Source organism: Streptomyces sp. AA1529, from assembly GCF_000280905.1.
Classification (GTDB): Bacteria; Actinomycetota; Actinomycetes; order Streptomycetales; family Streptomycetaceae; genus Streptomyces.
On record NZ_ALAP01000092.1, the window covers coordinates 20,331 to 34,625 of the forward strand.

General features: G+C 72.7%; 14 protein-coding genes and 1 pseudogene. 9 read left to right on the forward strand and 6 right to left on the reverse strand.

Annotation, left to right across the window (positions count from 1 at the left end; all coding sequences use genetic code 11):
• Window position 1: 1 nt before the first annotated feature.
• Window positions 2–787, forward strand: a complete 786-nt coding sequence (locus A949_RS0125960; protein WP_019358968.1) for a hypothetical protein — start codon at window positions 2–4, stop codon at window positions 785–787.
• 155 nt (window positions 788–942) lie between these two features.
• Window positions 943–2,313: a Ni/Fe hydrogenase subunit alpha gene (locus A949_RS34625; protein ID WP_078565541.1), complete on the forward strand. Its 1,371-nt coding sequence runs from the start codon at window positions 943–945 to the stop codon at window positions 2,311–2,313.
• On the opposite strand, the gene A949_RS0125970 is transcribed toward A949_RS34625, so the two are convergent.
• Window positions 2,233–2,652, reverse strand: a complete 420-nt coding sequence (locus A949_RS0125970) for a DUF7144 family membrane protein (protein ID WP_019358970.1) — start codon at window positions 2,650–2,652, stop codon at window positions 2,233–2,235. The two genes, A949_RS34625 and A949_RS0125970, sit on opposite strands and share 81 nt — an antisense overlap.
• Window positions 2,653–2,694: 42 nt before the next feature.
• Complete coding sequence (locus A949_RS0125975; protein ID WP_019358971.1) at window positions 2,695–3,327, reverse strand: GAP family protein; 633 nt, start codon at window positions 3,325–3,327, stop codon at window positions 2,695–2,697.
• Between the two features lie 304 nt (window positions 3,328–3,631).
• Between A949_RS0125975 and A949_RS0125980 the strand changes: the two genes are divergently transcribed.
• Together A949_RS0125980 and A949_RS0125985 are read left to right on the forward strand one after the other, a co-directional pair.
• Entirely contained in the window at window positions 3,632–3,913 is a 282-nt protein-coding gene (locus A949_RS0125980) for a metal-sensitive transcriptional regulator (RefSeq protein WP_019358972.1), read from the forward strand.
• 129 nt (window positions 3,914–4,042) lie between these two features.
• On the forward strand, window positions 4,043–4,438 hold the full coding sequence (locus A949_RS0125985; protein ID WP_019358973.1) for a DUF302 domain-containing protein: 396 nt from the start codon (window positions 4,043–4,045) through the stop codon (window positions 4,436–4,438).
• Window positions 4,439–4,567: 129 nt separating this feature from the next.
• Here A949_RS0125985 and A949_RS0125990 read toward each other — a convergent pair whose 3' ends face one another.
• Both A949_RS0125990 and A949_RS0125995 read right to left on the reverse strand, forming a co-directional pair.
• On the reverse strand, window positions 4,568–5,230 hold the full coding sequence (locus A949_RS0125990; protein ID WP_019358974.1) for a fasciclin domain-containing protein: 663 nt from the start codon (window positions 5,228–5,230) through the stop codon (window positions 4,568–4,570).
• 105 nt (window positions 5,231–5,335) lie between these two features.
• A complete protein-coding gene (locus tag A949_RS0125995; protein WP_037707794.1) occupies window positions 5,336–6,919 on the reverse strand; it encodes a molybdopterin-dependent oxidoreductase in 1,584 nt (527 codons plus the stop codon).
• Between the two features lie 253 nt (window positions 6,920–7,172).
• On the opposite strand from A949_RS0125995, the gene A949_RS0126000 reads away from it, so the two are divergent.
• From A949_RS0126000 to A949_RS34630, 5 genes and pseudogenes are all read left to right on the forward strand, one after another.
• Window positions 7,173–8,465: an NAD(P)/FAD-dependent oxidoreductase gene (locus tag A949_RS0126000; protein ID WP_019358976.1), complete on the forward strand. Its 1,293-nt coding sequence runs from the start codon at window positions 7,173–7,175 to the stop codon at window positions 8,463–8,465.
• A 20-nt stretch (window positions 8,466–8,485) separates the two neighbouring features.
• Complete coding sequence (locus A949_RS37330; RefSeq protein WP_051019649.1) at window positions 8,486–9,247, forward strand: DUF1365 domain-containing protein; 762 nt, start codon at window positions 8,486–8,488, stop codon at window positions 9,245–9,247.
• Window positions 9,248–9,309: 62 nt separating this feature from the next.
• Window positions 9,310–10,512: a class I SAM-dependent methyltransferase gene (locus A949_RS37335; RefSeq protein ID WP_019358978.1), complete on the forward strand. Its 1,203-nt coding sequence runs from the start codon at window positions 9,310–9,312 to the stop codon at window positions 10,510–10,512.
• On the forward strand, window positions 10,509–11,828 hold the full coding sequence (locus A949_RS0126015) for an SAM-dependent methyltransferase (protein WP_019358979.1): 1,320 nt from the start codon (window positions 10,509–10,511) through the stop codon (window positions 11,826–11,828). Before A949_RS37335 ends, A949_RS0126015 begins: the two co-directional genes overlap by 4 nt.
• Window positions 11,825–12,647 (forward strand): annotated as a pseudogene (locus tag A949_RS34630) (DUF1295 domain-containing protein). The gene A949_RS0126015 and the pseudogene A949_RS34630 overlap by 4 nt, the downstream one beginning before the upstream one ends.
• 190 nt (window positions 12,648–12,837) lie before the next feature.
• On the opposite strand, the gene A949_RS0126025 reads toward A949_RS34630, so the two are convergent.
• Both A949_RS0126025 and A949_RS0126030 read right to left on the reverse strand, forming a co-directional pair.
• Window positions 12,838–13,602, reverse strand: a complete 765-nt coding sequence (locus A949_RS0126025; protein WP_019358981.1) for an anti-sigma factor — start codon at window positions 13,600–13,602, stop codon at window positions 12,838–12,840.
• The gene (locus tag A949_RS0126030; protein WP_019358982.1) at window positions 13,599–14,183 is read right to left on the reverse strand and encodes a sigma-70 family RNA polymerase sigma factor; all 585 of its coding nucleotides are present in this window, start codon (window positions 14,181–14,183) and stop codon (window positions 13,599–13,601) included. The genes A949_RS0126025 and A949_RS0126030 overlap by 4 nt, the downstream gene beginning before the upstream one ends.
• Window positions 14,184–14,295 lie beyond the last annotated feature (112 nt).

The window sequence follows — 14,295 nt, forward strand, 5'->3', positions numbered from 1 at the left end:
GATGACCGGGTCCGAGCGCCCACGCCTGGGCGTCTTCAAGTTCGCCTCCTGCGACGGCTGCCAACTGACCCTGCTGGACTGCGAGGAGGAACTGCTCCCCCTGGCGGCCGAGCTGGAGATCGCGCACTTCGCCGAGGCGTCGAGCGACGTCCGGCCCGGGCCCTACCAGCTCGCGCTGGTCGAGGGCTCGGTCTCCACTCCCGAGCATCTCGAACGCGTCCGCCGCATCCGCGCCGAGTCCCGCCACCTGGTGACGATCGGCGCGTGCGCGACGGCGGGAGGCATCCAGGCGCTGCGCAACTCCGCGGCCGGCGACGCCTTCCGCGCGACGGTCTACGCGGAGCCCGAGTACATCGAGAGCCTCGCCACGTCCACGCCCATTTCGGCGCATGTGCCCGTCGACTTCGAGCTTCGGGGCTGTCCGATCGACCGGGGGCAGCTCCTGGAGGTCATCACCTCCTTCCTGGCCGGCCGCCGCCCGGACATCCCCGATCACAGCGTGTGCTTCGCCTGCAAGCGCCGCGGCACCACCTGCCTGCCCGTCGCGCGCGGCATCCCCTGCCTGGGGCCGGTGACGCACGCCGGGTGCGGTGCCCTGTGCCCGGCCTACGGACGCGGCTGCTACGGGTGTTTCGGGCCGTCCGCCTCCACGAACCTGCCCGCCATGATCCCGCTGCTGCGCAGCGACGGGATGAGCGACGGGGACATCGTGCGCTTCCTGCACACCTACAACGTCGAGGACTTCGCCGCGCTCGAACCGCCCGGCGTACTGGAGGAGGACGGCTGAGCAGTCGTCCCGCCCCACGACAGCCGGTCTCCCGGGGCACGCGTCGGCGCACCCCGGGCGGCCGGGAAGAAGGACGGAGCAGCCATGGCGGAAAGCGGTACACGGGTACTGAGCGTGGGCGCCTCGCCCGCGTCGAGGGCGAGGGCGCCCTCCGGCTGCGCGTCAGCGGCGACAGGGTCACCGAGGCGCGGCTGAGCATCTACGAACCGCCCCGGTTCTTCGAGGCGTTTCTGCGCAACCGCCGGTACACCGAACCTCCGGACCTCACCTCGCGGGTGTGCGGGATCTGCCCGGTCGCCTACCAGACCAGCGCCTGCCACGCGATCGAGGACGCGTGCGGTGTCGCCGTGCGCGGACAGCTCGCCGCGCTGCGGCGCCTGCTCTACTGCGGCGAGTGGATCGAGAGCCACAGTCTGCACATCCATCTGCTGCACGCGCCCGACTTCCTCGGGGTCGACAGCGCCCTGGAGGTGTCCCGTCGGCACCGCGCGGCCATCGAGCGGGGGCTGCGGCTCAAGCAGGCGGGAAACAGCATTCTGGAGGTCCTCGGGGGCCGCTCCGTCCATCCGGTCAACGTCCGGGTCGGCGGCTTCCACCGGGTCCCCTCGCGGGCCGAACTCCGCCCGCTGGCCGAGCGGCTGGCGCGTGCAAGAGAGGACGCGCTGGCCGCCGTGGCCTGGGTGGCCGGCTTCGACTTCCCCGAAGCGGAGTGCCGTGCCGATCTGTTCGCCCTGGCGGAACCGGGCACCTACGCCATCGAGCGCGGTGTCCCCACCGTGCTGCCGTACGGGGGTGAGGAGCGGCGCAGGTCGTTCCCGCTCGCCGAGTTCGGCGCGCATGTCGTCGAGGAGCAGGTGCCCCACTCCACTGCGCTGCAGGCCCGGTTGGACGGCGGCCGGCATCTCACCGGAGCACTGGCCCGGTACGCGGTCAGCGGACATCTGCTGCCTCCCGCGGTGCGGGAGGCAGCCCGGGCGGCCGGGCTGCCTGATCCGGCGTCGGGTGAGGTCTGCCGCAACCCGTTCCGCAGCATCGTCATCCGCGCGGTCGAGGTCCTCTACGCCGTGGAGGAGGCGCTGCGCCTGATCGAGTGCTACGAGCCGCCCGCGCGCGCCGCCGAGGAGGTCGCACCGCGGGCGGGCACCGGCCACGGGGCCACCGAGGCGCCGCGCGGGCTGCTGTACCACCGCTACGGCCTCGACCGGGACGGGCTGGTCACCGATGCGAGCCTCGTCCCGCCCACCTCGCAAAACCAGGGTGCCGTCGAGGAGGAGCTGCGCCTGCTCGTCCAGCAGCGGCTGGCCCGCGGGGAGGCCGCGGACGCCGAACTGGCGGGGCTGTGCGAGCGCGCCGTCCGCAACCACGACCCCTGCATCTCCTGCTCCGCGCACTTCCTGGACCTCACGGTGCTGCGGGAGCGGGAAGCGGACCGGCCGGCCGCCTCGTCAGGGCGCGTCGGCGGACTCGGGCCGGGCGACACACAGCGCCCAGATGACGAATCCGTAGAGGGCGATCAGCACGACTGACCAGACCGGGTAGTAGGGCAGCGACAGGAAGCTGCTCACCAGGAGCAGACCGGCGATGGCGACTCCGGCGACCCGGGCCCAGAGCGTGAACCTGAAGAGGCTCAGCCCGGTCATCAGGGCCACGATGCCGAGCGCGAGATGGATCCAGCCCCAGCCCTCCACATTGAACTCGAAGACGTAGTCGGGCGTGTTCACGAAGACGCTGTCGTTGGCGATGGCCATGATGCCGCGGAGGATGCCGAGCACCCCGCCGATGACGAGCATCACCGCGGCGAACGTCGCTATACCGGCCGCCAGCGGCTCCCGGTGCGATGCGGGGTGTTTCACAGCCTGTGTCATGAGTACTCCTCGGTTGCTCGGCCGGTGCGGCCGACTCGGATGTCACGCCAGGATCAGTACGACGAAGAGCAGGCACACGATGATGTTGACCAGCCAGCTGTTGTTGTTCATCCAGTCGCGCAGGCCGGGCATCGCGGACGCGGCCCGACGGCCCAGGAGGACGCGCAGCAGCAGCGGGGTGGCGGCGACCAGGGTGGTGAGGGCGATGAACGGCAGCGCGTCGACGAACGAGCTGTGGCCCTGGTCCAGGTGGACGCCGACGGTGAGCATCACCATCAGGTCGGAGGGCATCAGCAGCACGACCAGCAGGCCCGTCTCGAACGCCTTCCGGGTGTCGGCCGACATCAGCGCGTGCAGCCACTTCGGCGGCTCGACGGTCTCCCGTTTCCGCCAGTTCCGCAGCGCGGCCAGGATCAGCAGGGCCACCAGCACGTACTGGATCACCCGGCCGACGGAGCTCTTGTCCCCCGAGCTTCCGAAGTCGACGGCGCCGCCCAGCGCCGTGGCGATCCCGAGCATGATCGCCACGCCCAGCGACGTGGCGATCAGCACTCCCGTCACGAAGCCCAGGGAGACCCGCACGGCCCGTTGCGCCGTGGCCAGAATGACGGCCGACATGATCTGAGGTCCCGCCATCATGGTGATGGCCAGTGGCAGAATCTTCAGACTGTCCATAGGAAACGCCATCCGTGCAGGTGCTGACGACAGCAGTCGCGTGCCTGCTGCGCAGGCCCTGACGCGGCTCCCCTCCGCTCTTGCGGTTCGCCCTCAATTGGACCAGTGCCACCGTCAGCCGCATCCGAACGTAGTCCGAACGGGTGAAACAGACGGTCGACCGGACCGTGCCGGGGCCTCCGGTGGGGGCGGCGCCGCGGGGCAGCCGGGACGAGTGCGACGACCTGGTCACTCTTCGTCCAGGCCGCTCCCCCGGGTAGAATACCTGGAGGGGTATCGGACGGGGTTGGGGAACGGAGTTGCCGTGGAACTGTCGATGGCGGCCGAGGAGCTCAAGGCCGTGGTCAACCGGCTGCGCCGGGCGCAGGGGCAGATCGCCGGAGTGATCAGGATGATCGAGGAAGGGCGGGACTGCGAGGACGTGGTCACCCAGCTCGCGGCCGCCTCCCGGGCGCTGGACCGGGCGGGTTTCGCCATCATCGCCACCGGTCTGCAGCACTGCCTGACCGATACGGACCTGGCCGAGGGCGAGGACCGCGAACAGCTGCGGGCCCGCCTGGAGAAGCTCTTCCTCTCCCTGGCCTGAGGCGCCGGCCACGCTCCCCGGCACCGCCCGACGCCCGCGGCCGGTCGGCGTGTCCTCGCGCTCCACCCGGGGACCCGGTGGGATACAAGGAGACCACCGCACCCCGCCGGACCCAGCCGAGGAGTTCCCGTGCCCTACGACCGCACTGTCACTCTCGACGCCGACTTCGCCACCGCGGTGGCCGCCGTCCGCGCGGCGCTCGCGGAGGAGGGGTTCGGCATCCTCAGCGAGATCGACGTCCGCGCGACGCTGAAGGCGAAACTCGACCACGACATGGAGGACTACCTGATCCTCGGCGCCTGCAACCCGCCCCTGGCCCGGCAGGCGCTGGCGGCGGACCGCAGCATCGGCCTGCTCCTGCCGTGCAACGTGGTCGTCCGGCGCGACGGCGACCGTACGGTCGCGCAGGCACTGGACCCGGGCACCATGGTCACCCTCACCGGGCTGCCCGCGCTGGAGCCCGTGGCCTCGGAGGCCACCAGGCGCCTGGACGCCGCCCTCGCCGCACTGCCCGGCATCGGCTGAGCACCTCCGGGCAGCGGCGCCGGCCCGGACGGCCTCTGGCGCCGCGCGAAAACGGCGGGTACCCCCACGGTGACGGCCGTGCGGGTACCCGCCGTAGTCATCCGGAACGCCGCCGGCTCGGCGGGGGACTTACTTGGGGGGCATCAGCACGGTGTCGATGATGTGGACGGTGGCGTTGGCGGTCTTCACGTTGCCGCAGCCGATCTTGGCGTCGTCGTTGACCGTGTAGGAGTCCCCGGAACCCTTGGTGGTGAGCTTCTGCTTCTCCAGGGTCGCGTACTCCCCGTCCTTCAGCTCGGGCTTGCCCAGCGGCTTGCCGACCACGTGGTAGGTCAGCACCTTGGTCAGCATCTTCTTGTCGTTGAGCACCTTCTCCAGGTCGGCCTTCGGGATCTTGTCGAAGGCGTCGTTGGTCGGCGCGAACACGGTGATGTTCTCGCTGCTGTTGAGGGTGTCGACCAGTCCGGCCTTCTTGACGGCGGAGACCAGCGTGGAGAGCTCGGGGTTGTTGGAAGCGGCAGTCGCGACCGGGTCCTGCGCCATGCCCTTGAAGCTGCCCTTGCCGGTCTCGGGCACAGAGGCGCAGGCCGGACCGAAGGTGTCCATGGCCATGTCATCGCCACTGTCCTGCTTGTCGCTCTTCTCGCTCTTGTCGCTCTGCTTCTGCTCGCTCTTGCTCCCCTCGGACTTGTCGCCACCGCTGTCGTCACTGCCGCAGGCGGCCAGCCCGAACGGAAGCACGAGGGCGGCGGTGGCGGCCAGCAGAGCGTGACGGGTGCGATTGCGGTTCATTCTTCACTCCTACGTGGATGATGGTGCGGTTGCGGATGCGGATCACGGGCGTGACCCGCGGGATTCGCCCGGCGCCGGAGGGATCCGGCGCGTGCGACGAGCGGTTCAGGTCACGTTGACCACCACCGAGTGGCGCCCGGTGGCACCGTCGGGAACTGTGCCGACCCGGTCCGCGGTCTGGGTGCGGCCCTTCTTGTCGGTGGCACGGACCTGGAGGGTGTGGGAGCCGGGTTCGGCGTCCCATTCCCACAGCCACTGGCGCCAGGTGTCCTGGCTGTCCTCCTCGGCCAACTGCGCGGTCCGCCAGGGCGCGTCGTCCACCCGGACCTCAACACGGGCTATGCCGCGGTGCTGCGCCCAGGCCACCCCGGCCACCGCGACCTTGCCGGAGCGGACGTCGGCGAGCGGCCCGGGGGTGTCGATACGGGACTGGATCTTGATGGGCGCCTCGCGGGCCCAGCCGCGCTTGACCCAGTAGACGTCCATGTCCTCGAAGCGGGTGAGCTCCAGCTCGCGCAGCCACTTGCAGGCCGACACATAGCCGTACAGGCCCGGGACCAGCATGCGCACCGGGAAGCCGTGCTCGAAGGGCAGCGGCTCGCCGTTCATGCCCACCGCGAGCATCGCGTCGCGCCCGTCCATGACGGTCTCCACCGGGCTGCCGAGGGTCATTCCGTCCTCGGAGCGGGCCACCAGCTGGTCGGCAGGCCCGCCCTTGGACGGGGGACGGACCCCCGCCTCGCGCAGCAGCGGAGCCAGCGGGACGCCCAGCCAGCGCGCGTTGCCGACGTAGGATCCGCCCACCTGGTTCGAGACGCAGGTCATGGTGATGTCCCGCTCGATCAGGCCGCGTTCGAGCAGGGCGGCGAAGTCGAGGGTCACCGGCCGGGACACGCCCTCGCCGTGGATGCGCAGGCTCCAGTCCCCGGTGGTCAGACGCGGGACCCGCAGCAGGGTGTCCACCCGGTAGAAGCGGGAGTTGGAGGTGATGAAGTCACCCAGCCCCGCCACCTGGAGTTCGGCACCCCGGGGCACGGGAGCCGCGCGGGAGGCAGGCGCGGGCAGCGTCACGGCCTCCCGGGACGCCTCCGCCGCGGCGCCGCGTGCGGCCCCCAGGAAACGGCCCAGCCAGCCGGCACCGGTCGCGGTGACGGCCACCGCCCCCGCGGCGAGGACAAAGCCGCGGCGGCCGGTCGGAGCCACTCGTCCCACCGGACCGGCGAGCACCGGGCCGGCGCCGTCCGGGTCCCCGCGCAGGAAGGCGATCAGAAGGTGGAGCACCGCGGCTCCGGCCACCGCCCCCACCAAGGAGGGCACCACATCGGTGTACTCCCCCTCGGGGCGGCCGAGCGCGGTCACGGCACCGACGACGCCGAACAGCAGCACGCCGCCCACGCCGGCCCTCCGGTACCGCAGCGAGACGACACCGAGGGCCGCCGCGCACAGCGCCAGCACCACGGCCATGCCGAGCTGGAGGACGAACTTGTCGTCGCTGCCGAAGGTGCGGATCGCCCAGTCCTTGACCGGAGTCGGCGTCGCATCGATCGCCGCGCCGCCCACGACCACCAGCGGGCCGCTGCGCGGCCGCACGGCCGCGGCCACCAACTCGGCGACCGCCAGCGCGGCGTAGCCGGCCAGCAGGCCGCACAGTCCCGCCAGCCCCGCACGGGCCGCCCGCGCGGTGGGCATGCGCGGCGATGCGGGATGCTGCCCGCCGGCCGAGGTCTCTTCCGTCTCACTCACGCCCCTGCTTCGGGTCCCGGAGCACGGTGGATTGGTCGACCCGCGAAAAGAATGAATCTTTTCCCGGGAGCTGACGCCAGGGTGCGGATTTCCCCGTCCGGGCCAATCCGCCCCGCGCACAGCTTCGAATCCCATTCGGCTACCCGGCCCGGGTGGTGTCCGGACGAGCGCCCACACGCGCGACGAGGAAGGGAGCGGCATGGCGGCACAGCGGCGGAGGACGGCCGTGATCGGCAGCGGGATCGCGGGACTGACGGCGGCCTGGCTGCTGCGCACCACCGACGAGGTGACCCTCTTCGAGGCCGACGACCGGCTCGGCGGGCACACCCACACCCATGAGGTCGTCACCGCGGACGGCCGCCCGCTGCCCGTGGACTCCGGGTTCATCGTCCACAACACGCGCACCTATCCCCTGCTCACCCGGCTGTTCGGCGAACTCGGCGTGACCACGCAGGAGTCGGAGATGAGCATGTCGGTGCAGTGCCGGGGCTGCGGACTGGAGTACGCCGGGGCCAAAGGGCCCGGCGGGCTGTTCCCCCGCCCCGGGCACCTGCTGCGCGGCCGGTATCTGCGGATGCTCACCGAGATCCCCGTCTTCCACCGGCGGGCCCTGCGGACCCTGGCCGCGGAGGACGACCTGCCGGCGGGCGGCTCTCCGCAGACCCTGGGCGCCTTCGTGCGCGGCGGCGGTTTCTCCCCCTACTTCACCTCCCACTACCTGGCGCCCCTGGTCTCGGCCGTGTGGTCCTGCGCGCCGGACACCGCCCTGCAGTACCCGGCGCGCTATCTCTTCCGCTTCCTGTCCCAGCACGGAATGCTCGGCATCGGCGGCTCACCGGTGTGGCGCACCGTCACCGGCGGCTCGCACACCTATGTGCAGCGGATCGCCAAGGAACTGCCCGACATCCGCACCTCGGCGCCGGTCCGCGCGGTACGCCGGCACTCCACCGGGGGCGCCGGGGCCGAGATCGTCACCGCGGACGGTCACGAGCACCACTACGACAAGGTCGTCCTGGCCGTCCACGCGGACCAGGCACTGCGGGTGCTGGAGCGGCCCACCGAGGACGAGAAGCGGGTGCTCGGCGCCTTCCGCTGGTCCCGCAACCCGGCACTGCTGCACACCGACAGCACGGTGCTGCCGCGCTCACCGGGTGCGGGGGCGAGCTGGAACTACCGGATGCCGGACTGCACGGCACCGCCCGGCCGGGTACGGGTCAGCTACGACATGACCCGGCTGCAGCACCTCGCGGCGCCGGACCGGTACGTGGTCTCCCTAGGCGAGGGTGAGCACATCGACCCGGGCCGGGTGCTGGCGCGGATGGTCTACGAGCACCCCGTCTACACACCGGAGTCGGTCGCCGCGCAGCGCAGGCTGCCGCAGCTCGAGAGCGGACCCGTGGTGTACGCGGGCGCCTGGCACGGCTGGGGCTTCCACGAGGACGGCTGCCGCTCCGGCGTCGCCGCGGCGCGCTCCCTGGGCGTGCGCTGGTGACCGGGCGCACCTCGGCCCGCCTGCCGGACGGACGCGCACCGGCGCGCCGGGAGGCGTGCACACCGGCCCTCTACCGATGCGTGATCTCCCACACCCGGCTCCGCCCGCTGCGCCACTCCTTCCGCCAGGGCACCTATCTGTGGTTCGTGGACCCGGAGCGTCCGCCCCGGCTGCCGCGGCCGCTGCGCGGCCTGGCCCGGTTCGAGGCGCGGGACCACTTCGGCGGTACCGCGCCGAGCATCCGCGCCGGACTCGACCGGTTCCTGACCGCGCACGGCATCGCCCTCGGCGGCGGCCGGGTGCGCATGCTGACCTCCGCCCGGGTCCTGGGCCACGTGTTCAACCCGCTCACCCTCTACTGGTGCCGGCCCGCGGACGGGTCGCCGGAGTGCGTCGTCGCCGAGGTGCACAACACCTACGGCGAGCGGCACTGCTATCTGCTGCACCCCGACCCGGAGGGCCGCGCCGAGGTCCCCAAGGACTTCTACGTCTCGCCGTTCTTCGCCGTGGACGGCGTCTACCGGATGCGGCTGCCCGAACCGGGCGACCGGCTGCGGCTCGGGGTGCAGCTGCGGCACGGGGACGACACCTCCTTCGTCGCCACCGTCACCGGGCGGCACCGGCCCGGGACGGCCGGGCAGTTGCTGCGGACCGCTGTCCGCCACCCCTGGCCGACCGCGGCCACCACGGCCGGTATCCGGCTGCACGGCATCCGCCTGTGGCTGCGCGGGCTGCCGGTGCGCCCCCGTCCCCGAAATTCCCGACAGAAAGGACTGTCTTGACCCTACACGCCTCCCCCGCCGTCCCCTCCACGCACAGCGTGGACCCTGTCCGATGGCCCGACGTGGCCGCGGTGCCGCGCTCCTCGTGGATGCGTACAGCAGTCACCCAGCGCCTGCTGCGCCGGGCCCTGGGCGAGCTGCCGCTGCGCGTACGGCTTCCGAGCGGCGAGCAGTGGGGGCGGGGCGGACCGCTGATGGAACTGCACGACCCCACCGCCTTCCACCGCCGCGTCGGCCGGTTCGGACTGATCGGGTTCGGTGAGTCGTACATGGCCGGCGAGTGGGACACACCCGACCCGGTCGGTCTGCTGTCCGTCTTCGCCGAGCACGCCGACCGGCTGCTGCCCCCGTCGCTGCAGCGGCTGCGCCATCTGTGGGCGCCGCGCAAGCCCGCCGCCGAGCGCAACACCGTCGCCGGTTCGCGCGCCCACATCAGCCACCACTACGACCTGTCCAACGAGCTGTTCGCCCTCTTCCTGGACGAGACCCTCAGCTACTCCGCCGGCCTCTTCCGCAGCCTGCCGGCCGACCAGGAGGCCCTGGCTCCCGCGCAGCGCCGCAAGGTCGACCACATGCTCGACCTGGCCGACGTGGGGCCCGGCACCCGGCTGCTGGAGATCGGTACCGGGTGGGGCGAACTGGCGCTGCGGGCCGCCCGCAGAGGCGCCGAGGTGGTCAGCGTCACCCTCTCCCAGGAACAGCTCGACGTGGCCCGGCGCCGGGTCGAGGAGGCCGGACTGAGCGACCGCGTCTCCGTCCGGCTGCACGACTACCGGCAGGTGCGGGGGTCCTTCGACGCCGTCGTCAGCGTGGAGATGATCGAGGCCGTCGGCGCGGAGCACTGGCCGGTCTACCTCGGTGCGCTCGACCGGCTGCTGGTACCCGGCGGCCGGGCCGCGCTCCAGGCCATCACCATGTCGCACCAGCGGATGCTGGCCACCCGCAACACCTGGACGTGGATACACAAATACATCTTCCCCGGCGGGCTGATCCCCTCCCGCGAGGCACTCACCCGCATCGCCCACGAGGAGACCGCGCTGTGCCTGGCCCGGTACGACCGGCGCGGTCCGCACTACGCCGAGACCCTGCGGCTGTGGCGGGAGCGGTTCGCCGAGCACACGGCGGAGGTCTCCGCGCTCGGCTTCGACGCCGTCTTCCGCCGCATGTGGGATCTCTACCTCGCCTACTCGGAGGCCGGGTTCCGCACCGGGTACCTGGACGTCCAGCAACTGCTCTTCATCAAGGACGGAGCCACCGCACCGTGATCCAGCTCGTCTCCCGTACCGGCGCCGCACAGCGCCTGGCCGCCGTCGCCGAGGAGTTCCTCGGCGGCGCACTGCCGTTCCGGCTGCGGGCCTGGGACGGCAGCGAGGCCGGACCCTCCGGCGCCCCGCTGGTCGTCCTGCGCTCGCGGACGGCGCTGCGGCGGCTGCTGTGGCAGCCCGGCGAACTCGGTCTGGCCGACGCCTACATCAGCGGCGACCTGGAGGTCGTGGGCGACCCGGCGGACGCACTCGCCGCCCTCTGGCAGGCCGCGCGGGCGCGCGGTCTGAGCCGGCCGCGGCTCACGGCCCGGCAGTGGGCGGAGGCGGCTGCGCTGCTGGTGCGGCTCGGCGCGGTCGGTCCGCCGCCGCGCCCGCCGGGCCGACGCGCCAGGCAGGGCGGCACGCTGCACAGCGTGGCCCGGGACCGCAGCGCCATCAGCCACCACTACGACCTGTCCAACGACTTCTACGAGCTCCTGCTCGACGAGACGATGGCCTACTCCTGCGGCTACTGGAGGCAGCTGCCCGGCACCGAGGGCTACGGGCCGGCCCAGTCCCAGTACGACAAGCTGGATCTGATCTGCCGCAAACTGGCGCTGCGCCCCGGGGCCCGGCTGCTCGACATGGGATGCGGCTGGGGTTCGCTGACGGTGCACGCGGCCGAGCACTTCCAGGCGCAGGTCACTGCCGTGACCCTCTCCGCCGAGCAGGCGCGCCACACCCGGGAGCGCGTAAGGGCCCGCGGGCTGGAGGACCGGGTGCGGGTGCGGCACTGCCACTACCGCGACCTGCCCGACGGCGGATTCGACGCGGCGGCCACCGTCGAGATGGGCGAGCACGTGGGTGCGGACGCCTACCCGCACTTCGCCGCGCGACTGCGGCACGCGCTCGCTCCGCGCGGCAGGCTGCTGGTGCAGCAGATGTCCCGGGGCGCCGACGCACCGGGCGGTGGACCGTTCATCGAGACGTACATCGCCCCCGACATGCACATGCGGCCCCTCGGGGAGACCGTCGCGCTGCTGGAGGAGGCGGGCCTGGAGGTCCGTGCCGCCACCTCGCTGCGGGAGCACTACGTGCACACCATCGACGCCTGGCGCGACACCCTGGAAGCACACTGGGACGCCGCCACGGCCCTGGTCGGAGCCCCCACGGCACGGCTGTGGCGGCTGTATCTGGCGGGCGGCCGGCTGGCCTTCGCCGAGCGGCGGATGGGCGTCGACCAGATCCTCGCCGTCCGGCCGGACGAGGACGGCCGCAGCGGGCTGGGCGCGAACCCGCTGGGCGGGCACGAGGGGACGTGGGGGACGTGGTCATGACCGGCGGCACCGACTGGTCCGCGCTGGGCGGGGACGTGTGGGCGACGGTCGCCGCCGTGGCCGCCGTCATGCTGCTCACCTTCGCCGTCGCCCTCCGCAAGGGCGTCCACCGCATCGTGGACGTCGCCTGGGGACTGGCGTTCGCGGCGGTGGCGCTCACCACGTGCGGGTTCTCCGCGGGCGAGGGCGATCCGACGCGCCGGGCGCTGGTCACCGCTCTCACCGTGGTGTGGGGACTGCGGCTGGCGGGGCACATCGCCGGCCGGGGGCGGGGCAAGGGCGAGGACCCGCGTTACGCGCGCATGCTCGACAAGGCACCGGGCAGCCGGAACGCCTACGCGCTGCGCAAGGTCTACCTGCTGCAGGGCGCACTCGTGCTGGTGGTGTCCCTCCCCGTGCAGGCGGGGCAGTACGCACACACCCCGCCCGGTCCCCTCGCCTGGGCGGGGTGCGCCGTGTGGCTGGTCGGGATGTTCTTCGAAACCGTGGGGGACGCCCAACTGGCCCGCTTCACCGCCCGGCCGGAGAACCGGGGCACCGTCATGGACCGGGGGCTGTGGTCGTGGACACGGCACCCGAACTACTTCGGGGGACTTCTGCGTGTGGTGGGGTCTGTACCTCGTGGCGGTGACCGACGGCGCGACGGCCCTCGCGGTGCTCGTCTCCCCGCTGTTGATGAGTGCGCTGCTGACCGTGGGCAGTGGAAAGCGCCTGCTGGAACAGCACATGGCCGAGCGGCCCGGCTACGCGGCCTACGCGGCGCGCACCAGCGGCTTCCTCCCCCGGCCGCCACGGCGGACGGCCGGCGGAAGGAGCTGACCGCCTCCGCACCCCGCGCCGGCGCGCGGGGTGCGGGGCGCGGGGACACGACGATCCGTCCCGTGCCTCCGGCACCGCCCGGTGCCACGGGTGCGGGTGCGGGAACCCCCTCCGGCCCCGGAAGAAGAGACGGCGGGCGGACCGCCGTGCCGCGGGCAACGCGCGCACGGCGGTCCGGGCCCGCGGCGGATCACGCCGGGAAGTCCACCAGCATCACCGGCTCGGAGGTGGGCTGCGGGGAGCCCCCGTCCGGCTCGACGGTGACCCCCATGCCGGAGGCACCGTCGAGTTTCCCTTCGAGCAGGGCCGCTTCGGAGCCGGAGCCGGGATGCATCAGGCCCGCCGGGCGCATCCGGCCGTCCTCGCTCAGCCACAGCTGGTAGACCTTGCCCTTCGGCGGCGCCGGCATCCCGGAGACCACCAGGGCCGCCCGGTTCTGCGACTGCGAGAGGACCACGGTGCTGGAGCCGCCGCCCGGCAGTTCGCCGCCGGAGACGGCTCTCGCGTCGGAGGCGGACAGCACCCGCGCGAGGGCCTCGGCCCGGTCCTGGGCCCGCTCGCTGCGCTGCCGCGCGTCCTGGGCCTCCTGATGCTGCCACACGGCGACCCCGCCCAGCGCCCCCGCGGCCGCGACGCACGCCGCGAGTGCCCAGATGTGCCAGGCCCGGCGCCGCCCGCGCGGCGCCCGGACGGCGACGTCCTCCTCCGCCGCCCGGCCTCCCGGCGACTCCTGACGCACCTCGCCGATCCGGCGCAGTACCCGTTCGCGCAGTTCCGCGGGGGGCTGCTCGGAGACGGCCTGGCCGAGCCGGGCGGCTGTGGCGCGCAGCTCGGCGACCTCCTGGGCGCAGAAGGAGCAGGCGCGCAGATGCTTCTCGAACTCGTCCCGCTCGTCCCCGGAGACGGCGTCCAACGCGTAGGCGCCGGTGAGGGTGTGCAGTTCCGCGGTCTTCATCCCTGCACCCCCAGGCAGTCCCGCAGCCGGATCAGGCCGTCCCGCAACCGTGTCTTGACCGTGCCGAGCGGCTGGGAGAGCAGCTCGGCGACCTCACGGTAGGTCAGACCCTTGTAGTAGGCCAGTGTCACGGACTGGCGCTGGATCTGAGTGAGCGTGCGCAGGCAGCGGCGCACCTGCTCCCGCTCCAGCCGCGCCTCGACCTGCTCGACGACATGGTCGTAGTCGCGGGAGCCGGAGAGCTGCGCCGCCCGCAGCTCCCGGTCGCTCGCGGACTGCTCGGACCGCACCCGGTCGACGGCGCGGCGGTGGGCGAGCGTCATCACCCAGGTCATCGCCGTTCCCTTGGCCGGGTCGAACCGGGCGGCCACTCGCCAGACCTCCACCAGCACCTCCTGGGTGACCTCCTCCGACTGCGAGGGGTCGCGCAGCACGGAGCGCACGAGCCCGAACACCGGACCGACCACTCTCTCGTACATGGCGGCGAAGGCGTCCTGATCGCCTCGCGCCACCTGGACCAACAGGTCACCCAGCTCGACGGGCCCCACCGCGGGGGACCCGAGGGCAGCGGCTTCATCCATCCGCCCTCACCCCCGGCGCTCCCGGCCCGGCCGGACGGTCACCGCGTGCGCGGCCTCGTACAGGAGACACGTTCTTCCCTTCTCGACACGACAGCTCCACCGCTGCTTCGGA